The sequence below is a fragment of the Microbacterium gallinarum genome (assembly GCF_014837165.1).
In the GTDB taxonomy this organism is placed as follows: Bacteria; Actinomycetota; Actinomycetes; order Actinomycetales; family Microbacteriaceae; genus Microbacterium; species Microbacterium gallinarum.
Genome location: NZ_JACSPM010000001.1, coordinates 924,673 through 942,255 on the forward strand (window position 1 = coordinate 924,673; position 17,583 = coordinate 942,255).

Here is a 17,583-nt window from a genome sequence, read left to right on the forward strand (position 1 = left end):
CAGAGTCCTGGTTCTACTTGGGAGCCATGCGGATGGCGCCGTCGAGGCGGATGGTCTCGCCGTTCAGGTAGCCGTTGTCGACGATCGACTCGACGAGTCGCGCGTACTCGTCGGGCCTGCCGAGGCGCTGCGGGTACGGGACCTGCTCGCCGAGGGAGTCCTGGGCGGCCTGCGGCAGCCCCATCAGCATCGGCGTCTCCATGATGCCGGGGGCGATCGTCACGACGCGGATGCCGTAGCGCGCCAGCTCGCGGGCGATCGGGAGCGTCATCGCGTGCACGCCTCCCTTGCTCGCGGCGTACGCGGGCTGACCGATCTGGCCGTCGAACGCCGCGACACTCGCGGTGTTGACGATGACGCCGCGCCCTCCGTCCGTTTCGGGCTCGGTGCGGGCCATCGCCGCGGACGCCTGCGCCACCACGTTGTACGTGCCGATGAGGTTCACGCGGATGATGCGCTCGAAGCCTTCGAGCGGTGTCGGCGCGCCCTCACGATCGAGGATCTTCGCGGGCGGGGCGATTCCGGCGCAGTTCACGACCACGCGCAGCGGTCCGGCCGCCGACGCGGTCTCGACGGCGGCGGCGACCTGACCGGGGTCGGTCACGTCGGCCGGAGCGAAGGACCCGCCCAGCTCGGCAGCGACGTCGGCACCGGCGGACTGCGGCAGGTCGACGATCGTGACGGCGGCGCCTGCTGCGGCCAGGCGGCGCGCCGTCGCGAGCCCGAGCCCGCTTGCACCGCCCGTGACGAGGGCGGAGGCACCCGTGAGATCCATGCGTTCTCCTTCGAACAGCCAAGACATTGCATCCCACCATACGCGGGACTGAGTCTCAGATCCGACCGGGATGCCACGTCCAGGCTAGTGGGCGGAGCATGATGGTGGCATGGCGGTGAAGCTGAAGCGGGTCTACGACGATCCCTCACCCGACGACGGGTACCGCGTGCTGGTCGATCGCCTGTGGCCCCGCGGTCTGACGAAGGAGCGCGCCGCCGTCGACAGCTGGGCGAAGGACGCGGCCCCCTCCGCCGAGCTGCGCCGGGCGTACCACCAGGGCGACCTCCCCTGGGAGGAGTTCGAGGCGGCCTACCGCCGCGAGCTGACAGGCAACCCGGCGGTCGCGGCGCTGCGTGCGGAGCTCGCGGCGCGGCCCACGTCGACGCTCCTGTTCAGCGTGAACGACGCGCTGCGCAATCACGCCGTGATCCTGCTCGACGTGCTGGGACTCTGACGCGGTGTCCATCCCCGTCGGCGATGTGCCCGTGCCCGAGCGTGTCCGCACGCTGGCGCACGGTGCCGCGCTGACGCCGGTCTGGCGGAACAACCACGGCGGCGTCACCTTCCGCACCGACGACGAGCGCTACATCAAGCACGGCCCGCGCAACGCGGAGTCCTCGCTCGCGGACGAGACCGTGCGCCTCGAGTGGGCGGGTCGCTGGATCCTCGTGCCGCACGTGCTCGAGGCCGGTGCCGACGACACCGAGGAGTGGCTCGTGACCCGGGCGATCTCCGGAGAGAGCGCTGCCGCCGCACGGTGGCTGGCCGAGCCGGCGGTCGCCGTCCGGGCCGTCGGCGAGGGCCTGCGCGCGCTCCACGACGCGCTGCCCGTCGAGGACTGCCCGTTCGACTGGTCGGTGCCGTCGCGGATCGCGAACGCGGCGGGCCGCGGCATCCGGATCCCCGACTCCCTCCGCGAGGCGCCGCCGATCGACCGGCTGGTGGTCTGTCACGCGGATGCCTGCTGCCCGAACACGCTCCTCGGCGACGACGGACGGTGGCTCGCGCACGTCGACCTGGGTCTGCTGGGGACCGGCGATCGCTGGGGCGACATCGCCGTGGCGTCGATGAGCACGGAGTGGAACTACGGCCCCGGCTGGGAGGATGCGCTGATCGAGGCGTACGGGGTCGAGCCCGACCGAGACCGCGTGACCTACTACCGCGACCTCTGGAACGCGACCTGAAGGCCCCGATCGCCGGGGCGACTCGTCACTCCACACGCTCCCAGCGGTTCCCGCCCGCCCCGCGGGCCCGAGCCATCGCGGCATGCGCGGCGTCGATCAGCTGGACCGCGTCGTAGCCGACGGTGCGCACGGGGGCCCAGCCCACGCTCGCCGACAGCTCGGTCTCGATCGGCTGATCGGGGGTGACCGTGCCGATGCGCTCCAGCAGGTCGCGGATGCTCTCGCGCACGACCCCGTCCGGTCGTGACAGCAGCACCAGGAAGCCGTACGGCGAGTCCGGGCCGATGTCGGCCTCGACGGGGAAGGAGGCTCGCACGTCCGCCGCGAAGCGCGCCATGATCCGCTGCAGTCCGGGCTCCCCCACGGCGACCCGCAGGGGCCCGGTGTCGTCGAGCGACAGCGACAGCATCGCCCAGTTGCGGTCCTCGGCGGTCGCCGCGCGCGCCAGCCGGTCGTCTGCGATGTGCGCGAACTCCGTCTGTCCCTTCACCTCGGCGACCGAGTCGGCGAACCGCGTCAGGAACAGCAGCGAGATCAGCGCGCACGTCAGGTACACGACCTGGCCGACCACCTTCACGTCCGGCAGGGCCGTGTGCTGCGTGCCGCCGTCGGCCAGCAGGGCGGCTGAGACGCTGGCGACGCCGATCAGAGGCAGCACGAGCGACACGACGGTCAGCGGCAGCAGCATCCCTCCTCCGCGCTCCGGGCGGCGCAGCAGCTCGACGGCCGACAGCGCGGCCATCACGGTGGAGCCGAAGTAGGCCACCGAGTATGCGAGCGAGTGAACCGGCAGCCCCGCCGTCGCCAGCAGCAGGCCCGCGCTCGCGACGCCCTGGGCGACGGCGATCCACGACCGGGCCGGTGCGGCGCGCTCGGCGCGCAGGCCCGACCAGACCAGTGCCGGCGCGCCGAGCATGAGTCCCACCGCGATGTCGTCGATCCAGTCGAGGGTCGTCGCGTCGGCGACGATGACCCCGAACGTGCCGAGGGTGACGAGGAAGAACACCATCGACCACAGCAGGGTCGACCAGGTCGGGCGGTAGAGGAAGCCGAGACCGAACATGAGCAGCGCGGCGAGGATGGCGAACACCGCCAGCAGCGCTTCGCCTTCCAGCGTGGACGACGTCATCCGGCCTCCCTCGGGATTCTGGTGGTCACGGTGGTGCCGACCCCCGGCATGCTCTCGACCCCGATGGAGCCGCCGTGGTCCTCGACGATCTCGCGCACGATCCGCATGCCGAGACCGGTGCCGGGGATGCCGCTGTCGAGCACCGCGCGTGAGCGGTAGAAGTCCTCGTAGATGCGCGGGAGGTCGGCGGGCAGGATTCCGATGCCGTCGTCGGTCACCACGAACTCGACGTCGGCGCCGACCGCGCGCGCGATGACGGTGACCGAGCCACCCGCGGGGGTGTACTTCACGGCGTTGCTGAGGAGGTTGTCGACGACCTGGCGCAGGCGGAAGGCATCCGCCCACACCTCCAACGGATCCCCCGGAGCGAGGTCGAGAGCGATGTCGCGCTCCGCCGCGAGCGGCTCGAACGAGTCGACCGAGGCGTCGAGGATCTTGCGCAGGTCGGTCACGGCCCGCGGGCCCCGGTCGGGGTCGGCGACCTGCTCGACCGGCGCACTGAGGATGGTCGAGACGAGCTTGCGCATGCGCTCGCCGGACTCCTCGATGATGCGGATGCGGCGGACCGCGTCGTCGTCCAGGTCGTCGCGGTCGAGCAGCCGATCCACCTGGCCGAGCAGGGCCGTGAGGGGATTGCGCAGCTCGTGCGAGACCACCGAGGCCAGTGCGTCGCGGCGCTGCTGCGCCTGCAGCACGTCGGTGACGTCGCGCACGATCAGCACGGTGCTCGGCTCCTCCTCGCCGTGCGCCGGCTGCGGTCGCGTCGTGACCGCCAGCGCATGCCAGCGGCCGTCGGGGTCGTAGAGCCAGATCCGCTCTTCATCGAGCCACTCGCCGCGCGCGGCGCGGGCGAACGTGCGATCGCGCGTGCGCAGGGCGGTGCCGCGCAGCGAGTCGTACTCGACTGAGTGCGCCGGCTGGCCGGGGTCGGCGACGTCGAGTGCGTACAGCCCGCGATAGGCGGCGTTGGCCGAGAGGAGCTCGCCATCCGGGGCGACGCGCGCGATGCCGATGCTGACGTCGTCGAGCGTGTCGCTCACCCGGCGCTTCTCGATCGACACCTGCTCGAGCGACGCCGTCGACCGGCGCGCCTGCCGGCGCAGGAGCGTGCGGTAGGCGGCCGCCTGGCGCGCCGCGTTGTTGACGGTGATCCCGATGAACGCGAGTGCGAGGAGCGCGATGAGAACGCGCAGCGCGCTGGCGCGCGACACCTCGTTCACGAGCACCTCGACGAGGGCGGCGACGGCGACGACCGCCAGACCCCCCGCGAGCCGCAGCAGGCCGAACTGCGTCGCGAGCCACGCGATCGGGAAGACCCAGAGGTGGGAGAGGCGCAGGTCGGTGTTGAAGGTGAGAAGGGCGATCCACACGATGTCGAGGTACGGCAGCACGGCGGGCGCGGAGTCGGGCAGGCCGCGCCACGGGACGATGAGCGACCCGATGGTCGTCAGGAAGATGCCCGTGGTGCCGATCGCCACCGACCCGATCGCGAGAACGCTCGCGTCGAGGATCGCCACACCCACGATGACGATCCCGGTCACGGCGCACAGCGCGAGCTGCCAGATCCAGATGGAGCGCACACGGGCGTCCGCCTCGGCGAGGTCGAGCGCGGGAGAGCTCAGCCTGACCGGACCGGTCGTGTCCCAGGCCCCCATGGCCGCAGTCTAAGCCGACTCGTCCTCGGTGAGCCGATAGCCCACGCCTCGCACGGTCTCGATGTACCGCGGGGCCACGGAGTCTTCGGCGAGCTTGCGCCGGAGGTTGGCGATGTGCGTCTCCATCGTGCGCAGATCGACGTCGGTGATCGGCGCCGCGTCCTGACGGTCGCCGCGCACCACCATGACCAGCTCGCTCTTGGCTCGCACACGGCGCCCGGTCTGAAGGAGGGCGACGAGGATGTCGAACTCGGTGCGCGTGAGCGCCACCTCGGCTCCGTCGCGGCGCACGACCCGCGTTGCGCGGTCGACCACGAGATCCTGGTGCCGCAGCACGGTGTCGTCCGCTGCATCCGTGCGCTGCGTCGACGCAGCCGCGGCGTCGGGCTGGCGGACGCGCCGGAGCACCGAGTCGATGCGGGCGCGGAATTCGCGGGCGCGAAACGGCTTCGCGACGAAGTCATCCGCCCCCGCCGACAGCGCCAGCACGGCGTCGGCCTCATCGGTGAGCGCCGACACGACGATGATGTGCGTCGCGCTCCGCGCGCGGATGCGCCGGGTGGCCTCGAGGCCGTCGATGCCCGGCATGTTGATGTCGACGGTCGTGATGAGGGGGTTGTGCTCGACGGCGGCCCGCACACCGTCGGCGCCGTTGTCGACGGCGATCGTGTGCAGCCCCGCACCGTCGAGGATGTCGACGAGGAGTTCCCGTACGATCTCGTCGTCTTCGATGACCACTGCGGTGGACGACGTGATGGCGGCGTTCACTGTGACTCCTCCGCGGCTGGCCTGGATCCGTTATACACCGCCGGGCACGGACCGTAGCGCGCCCGGCCAGCGAGTGCCAGCATGGAACGCGACATGACCGACAGCACCGAGAAGAACGCGCGCCCCGCCATCACCGGCACCGTCACCGACATCGACGGCCACCCGAACCTCGTGCTCACGCGGGCCTTCCCGCTGCACGCGCCCGAGCTCTGGCGAGAGCTCACCGACTCCGCCCGCCTGGAGCGGTGGATCGGCCGGTGGGAGGGCGACCCGAAGACCGGTCGCGTCGCATTCTTCATGACCGCCGAGGGCGAGGATGTCCCGCCCGAGGAGTACACGATCCTCGAGTGCGATCCCCCGCGCCGGTTCGCCGGCGACACCTCGGCCGCGACCGGCTCGTGGCACCTGTGGTTCGAGCTCGTCGACAAGGGCGAGGCGACGCTCCTGGTGTTCGGTCAGCGGCTCAACCCCGGCGAGGACGTCGGCTCGATCGGCCCGGGCTGGGAGTACTACCTCGATCGGCTGGTGGCGGTGACGAAGGGGCGGGATGCCTCGACCATCGCGTGGGAGGCCTACTTCCCCGCCATGCAGCCGGCTTATCAGACGCTCGTCGCCGCCGGCTGACCGCGCGGGTCAGGACCACACGAAGCGGAAGCTGCCGGTCGCGACGGCTGCGGTGATGGCGAGCGCCATGATGACGATGCCGCCGAGCAGCGCGACGGCGTCACGAGCGTGCAGCCGTGACGGGCGCGACCACGTGCGGGGGATGCCCGACCCGAACCCGCGCGCCTCCATGGCGGTCGCGAGCTTCTCGCCTCGACGCACCGCGAACACGAGCAGCACGAATGCCATCGAGAAGAACCGGCGCACGGCGCCGGTGTCGCCGATCCCCCTGGAGCGGCGTGCGAGCTGCATGCTGCGCCAGTCGTCGAGGAAGAGCCCGAGCGTGCGCGTGCCGGCGAGCACACCGAGCACGAAGCGTGAAGGAAGCTTCGCGACCTGGGCGAGGGCGTCGGCGAGTTCGGTGGGGTCGGTGCGGCCGAACAGCAGGATGGTCGGCAGGGCGAGGGCGACGACTCGCACACTGACCGCGATCGCGAGGGCGATGGAGTCGTCGCTGATCGTGGCGTACCAGAACGTTGCGTAGATCTGTCCGCCGGGCTCCGCGTACAGGAGCATGCTCACTCCCGCCACGGGCGCGAACAGCGCGATCGGCAGCAGCCGCTTGGCGACCGTGGCGATCGGCAGGCCCGTGAGCGGCACGCAGGCGAGCTGCAGCGCGATGGCGGCGAGAGCGCTCACGACGTCGATCGATGCGAACAGGGGCACCGAGAGCAGCAGCGCGAGCACCACCTTGGTCACGGGATTGACGCCGTCGAGCCAGGCCGCTTTCTCTTCGCGGGTGATCGCGCCGGCCGCGCCGGCGTCGAGGGCCGTCATCGCAGCACTCCTGCAGGCGCGGCGAGCTCGATGCGGTGGCCACCCAGATGACGCGCGACCTCGGCGTCGTGGGTGACTGCGATCACCGTGGTGCCCGCAGAGATCTCGGACTGCAGCAGCCGGACGAGTTCGATCCAGCCGCGGCGGTCCTGACCGAAGGTCGGCTCGTCGAGCACGATCACGGGCGGCGCGTCGGCGAGCACGGTGGCGACGGAGAGACGCCGCTTCTGGCCGCCCGACAGCGTGAACGGGTTCGCCTCGGCGAGCGCTGCGAGGTGCAGTCGCTCGAGGAGCTCCTCGACGATGACATCGACGGCGGCGCGTTCCACCCCCCGCGCACGCGGTCCGATCGCGAGCTCGTCACGCACGGTCGAGGCGAGGAACTGATGCTCGGGCTCCTGGAACACGGTGCCGATCCGGGTGAGCAGCTCGCGCGACTTCCACTCCGACGGACGACGGCCCGATTTCGCCGCGAGCTCGGGCGCCGCCTGCACGGTGCCGTCGAACTCGGGCAGAAGACCGGCCAGCGTGAGCGCGAGCGTGGACTTCCCGGCGCCGTTGGGCCCGGTGACGATGGTCGCTCGGCTCTTCGGAACGCGCAGGTCCAGCCCCGCGCGCACGAGTGTGCGCCCGTCCCGGGAGATCGCGAGCCCGGCGGCTTCGAGCGCTGCCGGACCATCCGCGCGGCGGTCGAGCGCAGGAAGGTCGATCGGATGATCCGGCACCCACACGCCCGCGGCTGCGAGCGCGTCGCCGAGCCGCGAGAACACGACGTCGGGCGGTCCGTCGGCGAGGAGGCCGCCGTCGGCGCCCACCACGATCACGCGCGTCATCAGATCCGCCCAGACCGCGGTGCGGTGCTCGATGATGACGAGCGTGGCACCGGTCTGCGACACCGCGCGCTCGACGCTGTCGCGCACCTCGCGGACCCCGTCGGGATCGAGGTTCGCGGTCGGCTCATCCAGCAGCAGCACACCCGGGCGCATGGCAAGCGCCCCGGCCAGGGCGAGCCGCTGCTTCTGACCTCCGGAGAGCGCCTTGGTCGGACGGCTGAGCGGCACGTCGAGTCCGACGTCCGCCAGCGCCTCGGCGACGCGTCCGGGGATCTCAGCGGCGGGAATGCCCAGGTTCTCGCAGCCGAACGCCACGTCGTCGCCGACCTTCGACAGCACGACGCCGGCGTCCGGATCCTGCAGCACCAGGCCGACGCGACCGCGATGCGCGTCGGGCCGCTCGCCGTCGATCAGGAGCCGTCCCGACTCATGACCCTCATCAGCGCCGCCGAGCAGACCGGCGATGCCTGCGAGCAGGGTCGACTTCCCGGCGCCCGACGCTCCGAGCAGCAGCACGCGCTCGCCGGGCTCGATCGTGAACGACACGTCGCGCACCGCCGGCGCACGCCTGCCCGCGTAGCGCCAGCCCCAGCCGGCCGCGGTGATGCGACCAGGACGCACCGGGGGCACGATCAGACCTCGCGCCGGCGTTCCCTGCCCGCCGCGAAACGGTTCAGGGCACCGGTGGCGGCCAGCGCGCGCACTGCCAGCCAGCCGAGCAGGCCGGCGAGCACGGCGCCGGAGACGACGAGCGCGACCAGATAGATGGTGTTGAACTCCGCCGTCTTGAGGATGTTCGGCGAGCTCCCGTAGAACAGCTCGAAGACCCACGCGCCCACGGCAGCGCCCACGCCCGACAGCATCGCGACGGGGAGGGTGAACCGGGCGTAGAGGAACAGTGCGAAGACGAGCTCGGCGCCGAGTCCCTGCACCAGGCCCGACAGGAGCGTCGACACGCCCCACACGTTGCCGATCAGCATCGACACGACGGCCGCGATCACCTCGACGAGCAGCGCAGCGCCCGGCTTGCGGATCACGAGACCGCCGATCACTCCGCCGATCAGCCAGATGCCGACCGCCAGCCCGCCGAGGCCTGGGGTGACCGCATCCATGCTGACGAACCAGGCGTACCCGACGGTGTTCCACCCCCAGAACACCAGGCCGAGGGCGACGCCGAGGACGGCCGCTACGACGATGTCGACCACTCGCCAGCGGAGTCGGTGGGGGGCGGCAGAGGTGCCCTGCGACGAAGTGGTCTCGAACGTGGACGCGTGCATTTCTTCTCCTCCCTGCGCCGGCATGATCCGGATCAGGTTCGACGGTCGAAGCGTGGATCGCTTCCTCTCAGCCCGGCTCACCGGACTCCCGTGGTTGTGGCACGAGTATACGCCCGCCGGGCGACGTATTCTGAGCGGGTGACACCCGACGACATCCCTGCTCCGCCGCGCCGTACGCGCGTGCGGACGGGCGCGTTCGCGGTCACACCCGAGGGGGTGGATGCCGCGGACGGCACGCTCACCCTCGACCCGACGTCCGTGGACCGGGCGGCGACGCCGGCGAGCTCGATCGCCGCTCCCGCCGGTGTCGCCACCGAGCCGGCCACCGCGACGCCCCTGGGCGAGCTCGGATCCACGGCAGCCGGCGGCACGGCGACGACCGATCCCGCCGATGCGGCGGAGGTGGCGTCCTCGGGCCGGGTGGCGCTCACGTGGGTCGACGAGCGGGACGTCGCATCCCCTCCGGCTCCGGCCGACCTGTCCGCGGCGTCGACCTCGTACATCCCGGTCGAGAACGACCTGCTCGCGCACGTCCCGCGCCGCTCGCCGCTGCGGGCCGGCGTGATGGTTCCCGCGGCGATCATCGCGAGCCTCGCCGGCGCGTACGCCGCGACCACACTGCTGTGGCCGCTGCACGCGGTCGAGCCGACCGTGGCGGCGGTGCAGCTGCAGTCGGTACCGGCACCCGCCACCGAGCTGCCCTGGCCGGCCGAGGGCAGCGCGGCCGTCTCGATCGGCGGCATCGCGGGGAACGCGGCATCCGGGTCCGATCGTGAATCCATCGCCAGCATCACCAAGGTCGTCACCGCCCTCGTCGTCCTCGACGAGATGCCCCTCGCCGTCGGCGAGCAGGGACCCGATTACCGCTTCGGCTACGGCGACATGCTCGCGTACTGGGACTATCGAGCCCGTGGCGAGTCGGCCCTCGACGTCCCGGTGGACGGCACGCTCACCGAGTACCAGCTGCTCCAGGGCATGCTCATCGGGTCCGCGAACAACTACGCCGATCGTCTCGCCTCCCACCTCTTCCCGTCCGACGCGGTGTTCGCGGACGCCGCGATGACATGGCTCGAGACGCACGGGGTTCCGGGCGTGCGCATCGTCGAGCCGACCGGGATCAACTCGCGCAACACGGCCACGCCCGAAGCGCTGCTCGTCCTGGCGCAGAAGGCGCTGGCGAATCCCGTGGTCGCCGAGATCGTCGCGCAGAAGTCGGTGGACCTGCCCGGCGCCGGCACCGTGAAGAACACCAACGCGCTGCTCGCCGATCCCGGAGTGGTCGGCATCAAGACCGGCACGCTCGACACCTGGAACCTGCTCTCGGCCAAAGATGTGACGATCGGCGACACTCCGGTGCGGATGTTCGCGTCGGTGCTCGGCCAGCCCGACGACGACACGCGCGCCGCCGCGACGCGCGCGCTCTTCGCCCGGCTCGAGGAGGAGCTCGCGTTCGATCCCTCGGTTCCCGAGGGCACGCTCGCCGGGACGGTCGACACCGAGTGGGGCGACAGCGCCCGCATCGTGGTGGCGGAGGACGCGTCGGTCGTGCTCTGGAACGGCGGCTCGGGCATCGTGACTCCCACCTACTCCCTCGGCGATGCTCGCGCGGACGGCGACACCGTCGGGTCGATCACCGTGGACGGACCTCTCGATGCCGTGACGGTCGACCTGCGACTCGACGGTGACATCGAGGACCCGAGCCCCTGGTGGCGGCTCACCCACCCGCTCGAGCTCTTCGGTCTCACCGACTGACCAGCTGGGTCGCCCGCCGCGCGGCGCTCAGGCGAACCGCACCGCCTGCTGGAGCCGCGTGCGCACGTCGAAGACCTCGTTGCCGCCGATCGCCCGCACGCCGGTGATGCCCCTGCGCAGCACCGTCGACAGCGCACCGCGCGCGACGATCGCGACGGGCGTGCCCTTCACCTTGCCGATCTCGTCGATGACCTGCAGGACGTCGTCATCGGGCAGCACGACGATCGCGCCGCTGAACCGCACGCCCGCGGCCCGTGCGAGTCCGCGCATGCGCGCGACGAGAGTGGCGATCGGCGCCCCGTCGACGCCATCGCCGATGAGCTCGCCGCGGCGCAGGCGAACGGGGCCGCCGAAGTCCTCCGACAGGAGACCGTAGAGCCCGCTGGGCCCGAGCACGATGTGGTCGATCTTGGCGTCGGGGTCGGCGCCCCGACCGGACGGCGCGACGTCATGCCAGACCGTGTAGCCCATGCCCAGCTCGGCGACGATGCGCGCGGTCGCCTCCTCGGCGAGCGCGTCCGCCAGCAGCCTCCGCACGTGCTGCGGCGCGGAGCGCACGAGCGCCGGGTCGTACGGGTCGTCGAGCGTGACGCCGCGGCCGGCCCACTCCCGGATCAGCGTCAGGTACCGCTCGCGACGCCAGCCGCCCGGGTGCCCGTACGAGCGGGCGCGCGGGCGCGTGTCGGTGCGGGCAGCGGGCGCGCGCCAGCCCGACCACTCCGGGGCCGGTGCGTCGCCGAACCCGTGGCCGCGATCGTACGCGGCGCGCGCGTCCGCCGTGCCGACGAGCTCCCAGGCGCGCTGCACCTGGATGAACACCGCGGCGTCGCCTCCGGTGTCGGGGTGCGTCTGGCGCAGGCGCAGGCGGTACGCCTTGCGCAGCGACTCCTCGTCGGCCGTGGGGTCCACCCCCAGCACGTCGTAGGCCGACGCGGACAGCGGGCTGTCGAACACGCATCCTCCTGATCCCGGCCGCCGCAGCGGCGGATCTCAGGCTAGACCACGCGCCCCAGGGTGGGCGCCGGACCGACTCAGGGGCGCTCCCTGCGTCGCGCGTACGCCGCCGCGCTCCGACTCGACAGCGCGAGGAGCAGGAGGATGTCGATCGCCAGCGACACGAAGCTGCCTTCGAGCGTGATCTCCTGCCCCTGCGCCCACCACGCGCCGAACACCGTGCTGATCGACAGCACCGAGATGCACATCACGATGACCCGCGCCCAGTTCCGGCCGAGGAACACGAGCACCGCGAGCAGCAGGTCGATCAGCAGCACGGCGGCGCCGATCGCGAGCACCACCCGCAGGGCCGCGTTCCAGCCCTCGGGTGTCGGGTCGAAGCCCTCCAGGGCCGCGCCCGCCTGGGTGCGGAGGTCGTCCCAGCCCGCCGCGAGACTCACCAGCACGACGACACCGGCGATGACCCGCAGCAGGACGAGCGCCGCGCCGGCTGTCACCGAGGCCGGCCGGCGCATGTGCGGATCCCGCGCGGTCGGTCGCAGCAGACGCGCGGGCGGCTCGAACGCCGGGCGCTTGTCGGGGTGGATCGGCGCCGGCGAGGGGTCGGGAGTCGTCACGGCATCACCTCCGCGAGGGCGCGCACGTCGACGATCGGCAGGTCTCCGTCGGTGCGGATGGTGTCGCCGCCGCCGTTGCGCGCGTGGTACCCCGAGGCGAAGTCGGCGATCACGTCCACGGCGACGCGGGAATCGGCATCCGTCACCGTCGTGACGATGTGGTCGCGCTCGACGTCGGTGTCGGCGTCGATGCGGTGCGTGACCTGCAGCGTGAACAGCGACAGTCCGACGCTCGTGTCGAAGGTGCCGGCGGCGAGCCAGTCGACACGTCGCCCGCCCGGCAGCAGCCAGTCGTCGGGGCACCGCCAGAACCGCACGTGGTGGCGCTGGGCCGGGTTGCCGTCGACCTCCTGCTGATAGGCGAAATCCTGCTGCCGGCCGAACAGGAAGAGCGGGCTCACCGGCGCCTCGTGGTAGCTGCGGCGCCTCAGGGTGGACGTGATGATGCGCCACGACGACGCCAGCGTGACCGGGTCGGCCTTCGTCCACCCCGCCGCCCGCATCGCCATCTCGATCTGCTCCCCGGTCCCGAGGAACGCGAGGTTGACGGGATCACCGAGCAGGCCGTCACTCGTGCGCGTGCGCCCGATGAAGTAGTCGGGCACGTAGATCGTGGTGAGGATGCGGTGCAGCCGCGGCAGCACGAGATACGCCAGCAGCACCCAGAACGCGGCGAAGAACAGGATGCCCCACCAGCCGACCTTGAACGACTCGGTGAAGCTGAGGTACGCCAGCCAGATCGCGGCGAGCCCGGCGAAGACGAAGAAGAACCAGTCGATCGCAATCCCAATCGAGTAGCTCCGCTTCCTGGCCATGTCAGTCCCCGCTGGGGCTTCCCCAGAGCGGCACGCCGGGGCGGTGCGTGAGCGCCGACGATGCGAGGCCGGAGGGCAGGTCGGCGATGGTCGCCGGCTGCCACTTCGGCGACCTGTCCTTATCGATGACCTGCGCGCGGATGCCCTCCGGCAGGTCGGGCTGGGTCGAGGCGAACCACATCACCAGGCCGTACTCCTGCTCCAGTGCGTCGCGCAGCCCGGGCAGGTCGCGCGAGCGGCGGACCGACGCGAGCGTCACGGCGAGACCGGTCGGCGAGAGTTCGCCGAGGAGGTCGGCGGTGGCGGATGCCTCGGGCTCGGGGCGCGCCCGCAGGCGCTCGACGATGTCGGCGACGGTGTCTCCCGCGAACGCGTCGTCGATCCACGCCCGAGCACGCTCGAGCTTCGACGGCGGCGGAGTCTCGTCGAAGAGCAGCACCAGCTCGGTCGGGCTGGACGGGTCGGCGCGGGTCTCGAGTGCGTCGCGCAGCCCGTCGAGGTGGGCGGACGGAACGAAGTGGTCGGCGAAGCCGGCGTACAGCGCGTCCGAGGCATCCATCACCGCACCGGTCAGACCGAGGTACTCGCCGAGGCGGCCAGGCGCGTGCGCGAGCAGCCACGTGCCGCCCACGTCGGGCGTGAAGCCGATGCGGGTCTCGGGCATCGCGAGCTGCGAGCGCTCGGTCACGATCCGGATGGCGGCATGGCCCGCCACCCCGATGCCGCCGCCCATCGTGATGCCGTCGGCGAGCGCGACGAAGGGCTTCGGGTACTCCGCGATCCGCACGTTGAGCGCGTACTCGTCGCGGAAGAAGATGCCGGCGTCCTCCGGGCGTGCGCTCGTGACCTGCTCGGCGAGGCCCCGCACGTCGCCGCCGGCGCACAGTCCGCGCTCGCCCGCGCCGTCGAGCAGCACGACGTCGACCTCGGTGTCGTGCTCCCACGCGTCGAGCGCGGCGTGCAGCTGGTGGATCATGTCGAGGTCGAGGGCGTTGAGCGCTCGCGGGCGGTTGAGGGTGAGCCGTCCCAGCCCGCCGCGGGCGCGGACGAGAACAGTGGGCTCGGGGGCATCGGTCACGGTCGCAACGTTACCCGGACGACCCTCGCGGGCCGAGACGGGGGCCGGCGAGGGCGGCGCCGGGAAGCCGCGCCACGATGCGACCGGCCGCCACATTTCCCCACGGCGGCCGGCAGTTTCCGACAGGATGGGGGGAGTGCTCCCGAGGACGAGAGGGTTCGGCATGCCGGAAGGACAGGTGCTGGAGTTCTCCGGCGTGACCAAGCGCTTCGGCGCAGTCACCGCAGTCTCGGACTTCACCGCACGTGTCGACCCCGGGCTGGTCACCGGTTTCCTCGGTCCCAATGGCGCCGGCAAGACGACGTCGCTCCGCATGCTGCTCGGGCTCGTGCGACCCACGGCCGGTCACGCCACGATCGGCGGCGCGAAGTACGCCAAGCTCGCCCACCCGCTGCAGACCGTCGGCGCCGTGCTCGAGGCATCCAGCTTCCACCCCGGCCGCACCGGCGCCGCACACCTCACGGTGTATGCGCACGCGGCGAAGATCCCGAAAGCGCGCGTCGACGAGGTGCTGGGCCTGGTCGGACTCGCGGATGCCGCGGGCCGCAAGGTCGGGGGCTACTCCCTGGGCATGCGGCAGCGCCTCGGACTGGCCTACGCGCTCCTCGGCGACCCGGGTGTGCTCGTGCTCGACGAGCCGACGAACGGCCTCGATCCCGAGGGCATCAGATGGATCCGCGGATTCCTCCGCCAGCTCGCCCGCGAGGGCCGCACCGTGCTCGTCTCGTCGCACCTCCTCACCGAGGTGCAGCAGACCGTCGACGCGCTGCTGATCATCTCGCAGGGCCGCCTCGTGTTCGAGGGCGGCATGGATGAGCTCGTCGACCCCTCCGAGCGGGCCACCGTCGTCGACTCGGAAGACCGTGCGGGGCTGGCCGAGGCGCTGCGCGCCGCCGGCGTGCCGTTCGAGGTGCTGCGGTCCGGGCTCACCGTGCGCGGCATCGAGCCTGCTGCCGTCGGCCTGGCCGCGGCCGCTGCAGGCGTGCCGCTCTCGACGCTGCACAAGCGCGGCCCCGCGCTCGAAGAGGTCTTCCTCGACCTGGTCAACGGCACGCGCGTGCACACGAGCGCCTCCGGTCGACGGGACGACGTGATCCCCGCCCTCGAGTCGGGTTCGACCGGCGCCGTGCCGGTGCAGGAGTCGGTTCCGGATGCCGCGGCTGAGGTCTCGCCGGCGGAAGCCGACGCGGGTCCCGACGACGCCGTTCCCACCGGCCCCGACGCCGTCGCCGCCGAGGCTGTTGCCTCCGACGCCGATGCAGTGCCTGATGCACCCGAGGCCGGCGACACCGCGGGTGTCTCTGCTGAGCTGAACGCGGAGTCCGGCGGCGCAATGGCCGGTGCGGCCGCTGTCGGTTCGGCCGAAGCAGCCTACGACGCCGAGCAGCAACGCGCCGACGCCGAACCCGAGCCACAGTCCGAGCCCGAACCGGAACCCGCCCTCGAGCCGGAGCCCCACACCGCGTCGTTCGCCGTCGCGAGCACCGGAGTGATCGACATCCTCCCGGAAGATGTGCCTGCAGCCGACGGCGACACCGCGACCGACCAACCCGCCGGCCAACCCGCCGGCGAGCCCGGCGACGAGCTCGCCGAAGAGCCTGCCGAAGAGCCGCCGTTCGTCGCCGAGGACGACGATCGCTCGTGGGAGGACTACGTCCGCACGGACGCCGACGTCGAAGCCGACCGCTTCTTCGCGGCGTTCGACGACGAGCCCGACCCGGAAGCCCCCTCCCCGGACGACGCCGAGCCCACCGGCGACTCGCCCACGGACGTCCAAGACCACACCGAGCCCGACCCGGAAGCCCCCTCCGCAGGCGAGACCGAGCCCGACCCGGAAGCCCCCTCCCCGGACGACGCCGAGCCCACCGGCGACTCGCCCACCGACGTCCATGACCACGCCGAGGGCGAAGGAGGCGAGCAGCGATGAGCCTCGCCGCAGCGACCCGCTCCGAGACCACGAAGCAGTTCTCCACCGCGATGTGGTGGGTGCTCGCCATCGTGCTCGCCGGCTACGTGGGCTTCACGGCCGCCGCGCTGGGCTTCGTCTTCTCCGCCGCGGCCTCCGGTTCCCTGCCGGGTGAAGCGCCGCAGCTGCCCGAGGACGGCCTCGCCGGGCTGCTCTACAGTTCGGCGACGGCGGTGGGCTATGTGTTCCCGCTGCTCATCGGGACGCTCATGGTCACCGCCGAGTTCCGCCACAAGACCCTCACGCCGACCTTCCTCGCGACTCCCCGCCGCGGCCGTGTGCTGTGGGCGAAGCTCTTCGTCGGAGTGCTGCTCGGCCTACTGTACGGCGTGATCGGGATCGTCGCCGCGGTCGGCCCGTCGGTCGGGTTCCTCGCCGGCTACGGCATCGACACCGCGTTCGCGTCGGTCGACACCTGGGCTCAGTTCGGACGGATGCTGCTCGCCTATGTGCTGTGGGTGCTCGTCGGCATCGGGGTCGGCGCCCTCGTGCGCAACCAGGTCGGCGCGATCGTCGGCGTGCTCGTCTTCACGCAGTTCATCGAGCCCATCGCGCGCCTCGCCGCCACGTTCATCGAGCAGGTCGGCGACTACACGCAGTACCTGCCGGGCGCGGCGAGCGATGCGTTGGTCGGCTCCAGCATCTTCGCGATGAGCATGCAGGGCGGGTCGGTCGACCAGCTCGAGTGGTGGGTGGGCGGCCTTGTGCTGGCCGGTTACGCCGTGGTGTTCCTCGTGCTGGGCTACCTCACCAGCTGGCGCCGCGACGTCAGCTGACCGGTCTGCGTCACCGGGGGCGGAACGCGGTTCAGACCGCCGGCGCCGCAGCCGTCTTGCGCGCCCGCGGCTTGCGCGCCGGAACGGTCGGAATGGTGCCGGTCTCGGCGGCGATGTCGACGACGTCGCTCGCCTCTTCGGCGAGGTCGAGTCGGAGCGCCTGCACGAGCTCCAGCCCGTGGCGCGTGGTCAGGATGATCCGCTGGAACTCGGGATGCCCCTCGAGGTCGATCACGACACTCGGGCGGTGACGGCGGATGATGGCGAAGTCGTCGGCACCGGCGGATTTCCAGGTGCCCATCGCGACCACACCGCGCAGGTGGGTGCCGGGGCTCGGGACCCCGCGCAGCCACGTCCAGGCGTCGTCGGTGAGCTGCACCTTGGTGATGGTCGAGCGCTCGATCACGACATTCCCCTTGCGGAATGCCATGGCGCGCTCGGCCCCGGAGAGCACCACTTCGAGCTGCGTCGAGTCGAGCAGCAGGGTCACCATGCCTCTAGTCTGCCAGCGGCCACCCCCAGGGCCAGGGTCATTTGCTTACAGGAGGGCAACGATCGACGGAG

At 71.9% G+C, this 17,583-nt stretch carries 18 protein-coding genes and 1 riboswitch; of the genes, 6 read left to right on the plus strand and 12 right to left on the minus strand.

Annotated elements, in window-relative coordinates:
• Positions 1 to 13: 13 nt before the first annotated feature.
• Positions 14 to 775 carry an SDR family NAD(P)-dependent oxidoreductase gene (locus tag H9622_RS04180; protein WP_191764516.1) on the minus strand — a complete coding sequence of 254 codons (762 nt, stop codon included), beginning with the start codon at positions 773 to 775 and terminating at the stop codon, positions 14 to 16.
• A gap of 109 nt (positions 776 to 884) precedes the next feature.
• Here H9622_RS04180 and H9622_RS04185 point away from each other — a divergent pair, with 109 nt between their 5' ends.
• Complete coding sequence (locus H9622_RS04185; RefSeq protein ID WP_191764518.1) at positions 885 to 1,229, plus strand: DUF488 domain-containing protein; 345 nt, start codon at positions 885 to 887, stop codon at positions 1,227 to 1,229.
• 4 nt (positions 1,230 to 1,233) lie between these two features.
• Positions 1,234 to 1,959 (plus strand): phosphotransferase, encoded by a 726-nt coding sequence (locus H9622_RS04190; protein ID WP_191764520.1) that lies wholly within the window; start codon positions 1,234 to 1,236, stop codon positions 1,957 to 1,959.
• 25 nt (positions 1,960 to 1,984) lie between these two features.
• Here the strand turns inward: H9622_RS04190 and H9622_RS04195 are convergent, their stop codons facing one another.
• The 3 genes from H9622_RS04195 to H9622_RS04205 are packed head-to-tail and all read right to left on the minus strand — an operon-like array spanning position 1,985 to position 5,511.
• Positions 1,985 to 3,088 carry a hypothetical protein gene (locus H9622_RS04195; RefSeq protein WP_191764522.1) on the minus strand — a complete coding sequence of 368 codons (1,104 nt, stop codon included), beginning with the start codon at positions 3,086 to 3,088 and terminating at the stop codon, positions 1,985 to 1,987.
• Positions 3,085 to 4,743 (minus strand): sensor histidine kinase, encoded by a 1,659-nt coding sequence (locus H9622_RS04200; RefSeq protein WP_191764524.1) that lies wholly within the window; start codon positions 4,741 to 4,743, stop codon positions 3,085 to 3,087. Before H9622_RS04200 ends, H9622_RS04195 begins: the two co-directional genes overlap by 4 nt.
• Before the next feature lie 9 nt (positions 4,744 to 4,752).
• Positions 4,753 to 5,511: a response regulator transcription factor gene (locus H9622_RS04205; RefSeq protein WP_191764526.1), complete on the minus strand. Its 759-nt coding sequence runs from the start codon at positions 5,509 to 5,511 to the stop codon at positions 4,753 to 4,755.
• 93 nt (positions 5,512 to 5,604) lie between these two features.
• Here H9622_RS04205 and H9622_RS04210 point away from each other — a divergent pair, with 93 nt between their 5' ends.
• On the plus strand, positions 5,605 to 6,135 hold the full coding sequence (locus tag H9622_RS04210) for an SRPBCC domain-containing protein (RefSeq protein WP_191764528.1): 531 nt from the start codon (positions 5,605 to 5,607) through the stop codon (positions 6,133 to 6,135).
• A gap of 9 nt (positions 6,136 to 6,144) precedes the next feature.
• Here H9622_RS04210 and H9622_RS04215 read toward each other — a convergent pair whose 3' ends face one another.
• The 3 genes from H9622_RS04215 to H9622_RS04225 form a co-directional block, all read right to left on the minus strand.
• Positions 6,145 to 6,951 (minus strand): energy-coupling factor transporter transmembrane component T family protein, encoded by an 807-nt coding sequence (locus tag H9622_RS04215; RefSeq protein WP_191764530.1) that lies wholly within the window; start codon positions 6,949 to 6,951, stop codon positions 6,145 to 6,147.
• On the minus strand, positions 6,948 to 8,414 hold the full coding sequence (locus tag H9622_RS04220) for an ABC transporter ATP-binding protein (protein ID WP_404802844.1): 1,467 nt from the start codon (positions 8,412 to 8,414) through the stop codon (positions 6,948 to 6,950). The genes H9622_RS04215 and H9622_RS04220 overlap by 4 nt, the downstream gene beginning before the upstream one ends.
• A 2-nt stretch (positions 8,415 to 8,416) precedes the next feature.
• Positions 8,417 to 9,061: an ECF transporter S component gene (locus tag H9622_RS04225; RefSeq protein ID WP_191764532.1), complete on the minus strand. Its 645-nt coding sequence runs from the start codon at positions 9,059 to 9,061 to the stop codon at positions 8,417 to 8,419.
• A riboswitch (TPP riboswitch) is annotated at positions 9,054 to 9,163 on the minus strand. Its footprint overlaps the gene before it by 8 nt.
• Before the next feature lie 36 nt (positions 9,164 to 9,199).
• Between H9622_RS04225 and H9622_RS04230 the strand changes: the two genes are divergently transcribed.
• A complete protein-coding gene (locus H9622_RS04230; RefSeq protein ID WP_191764534.1) occupies positions 9,200 to 10,813 on the plus strand; it encodes a D-alanyl-D-alanine carboxypeptidase in 1,614 nt (537 codons plus the stop codon).
• Between the two features lie 27 nt (positions 10,814 to 10,840).
• Here the strand turns inward: H9622_RS04230 and H9622_RS04235 are convergent, their stop codons facing one another.
• From H9622_RS04235 to H9622_RS04250, 4 genes are all read right to left on the minus strand, one after another.
• Positions 10,841 to 11,767, minus strand: coding sequence for a J domain-containing protein (locus tag H9622_RS04235; RefSeq protein ID WP_191764536.1), 927 nt, complete (start codon positions 11,765 to 11,767; stop codon positions 10,841 to 10,843).
• A 77-nt stretch (positions 11,768 to 11,844) separates the two neighbouring features.
• On the minus strand, positions 11,845 to 12,384 hold the full coding sequence (locus H9622_RS04240) for a hypothetical protein (RefSeq protein ID WP_191764538.1): 540 nt from the start codon (positions 12,382 to 12,384) through the stop codon (positions 11,845 to 11,847).
• Positions 12,381 to 13,199 carry an LssY C-terminal domain-containing protein gene (locus H9622_RS04245; RefSeq protein WP_191764540.1) on the minus strand — a complete coding sequence of 273 codons (819 nt, stop codon included), beginning with the start codon at positions 13,197 to 13,199 and terminating at the stop codon, positions 12,381 to 12,383. The genes H9622_RS04240 and H9622_RS04245 overlap by 4 nt, the downstream gene beginning before the upstream one ends.
• A gap of 1 nt (position 13,200) precedes the next feature.
• Positions 13,201 to 14,277: an enoyl-CoA hydratase/isomerase family protein gene (locus H9622_RS04250; RefSeq protein WP_191764542.1), complete on the minus strand. Its 1,077-nt coding sequence runs from the start codon at positions 14,275 to 14,277 to the stop codon at positions 13,201 to 13,203.
• A gap of 163 nt (positions 14,278 to 14,440) precedes the next feature.
• Here H9622_RS04250 and H9622_RS04255 point away from each other — a divergent pair, with 163 nt between their 5' ends.
• Together H9622_RS04255 and H9622_RS04260 are read left to right on the plus strand one after the other, a co-directional pair.
• The gene (locus H9622_RS04255; RefSeq protein ID WP_191764544.1) at positions 14,441 to 16,204 is read left to right on the plus strand and encodes an ATP-binding cassette domain-containing protein; all 1,764 of its coding nucleotides are present in this window, start codon (positions 14,441 to 14,443) and stop codon (positions 16,202 to 16,204) included.
• A complete protein-coding gene (locus H9622_RS04260) occupies positions 16,201 to 17,019 on the plus strand; it encodes an ABC transporter permease subunit (RefSeq protein ID WP_191764546.1) in 819 nt (272 codons plus the stop codon). The genes H9622_RS04255 and H9622_RS04260 overlap by 4 nt, the downstream gene beginning before the upstream one ends.
• Before the next feature lie 31 nt (positions 17,020 to 17,050).
• On the opposite strand, the gene H9622_RS04265 is transcribed toward H9622_RS04260, so the two are convergent.
• Complete coding sequence (locus H9622_RS04265) at positions 17,051 to 17,512, minus strand: hypothetical protein (protein ID WP_191764548.1); 462 nt, start codon at positions 17,510 to 17,512, stop codon at positions 17,051 to 17,053.
• Between the last annotated feature and the right edge of the window lie 71 nt (positions 17,513 to 17,583).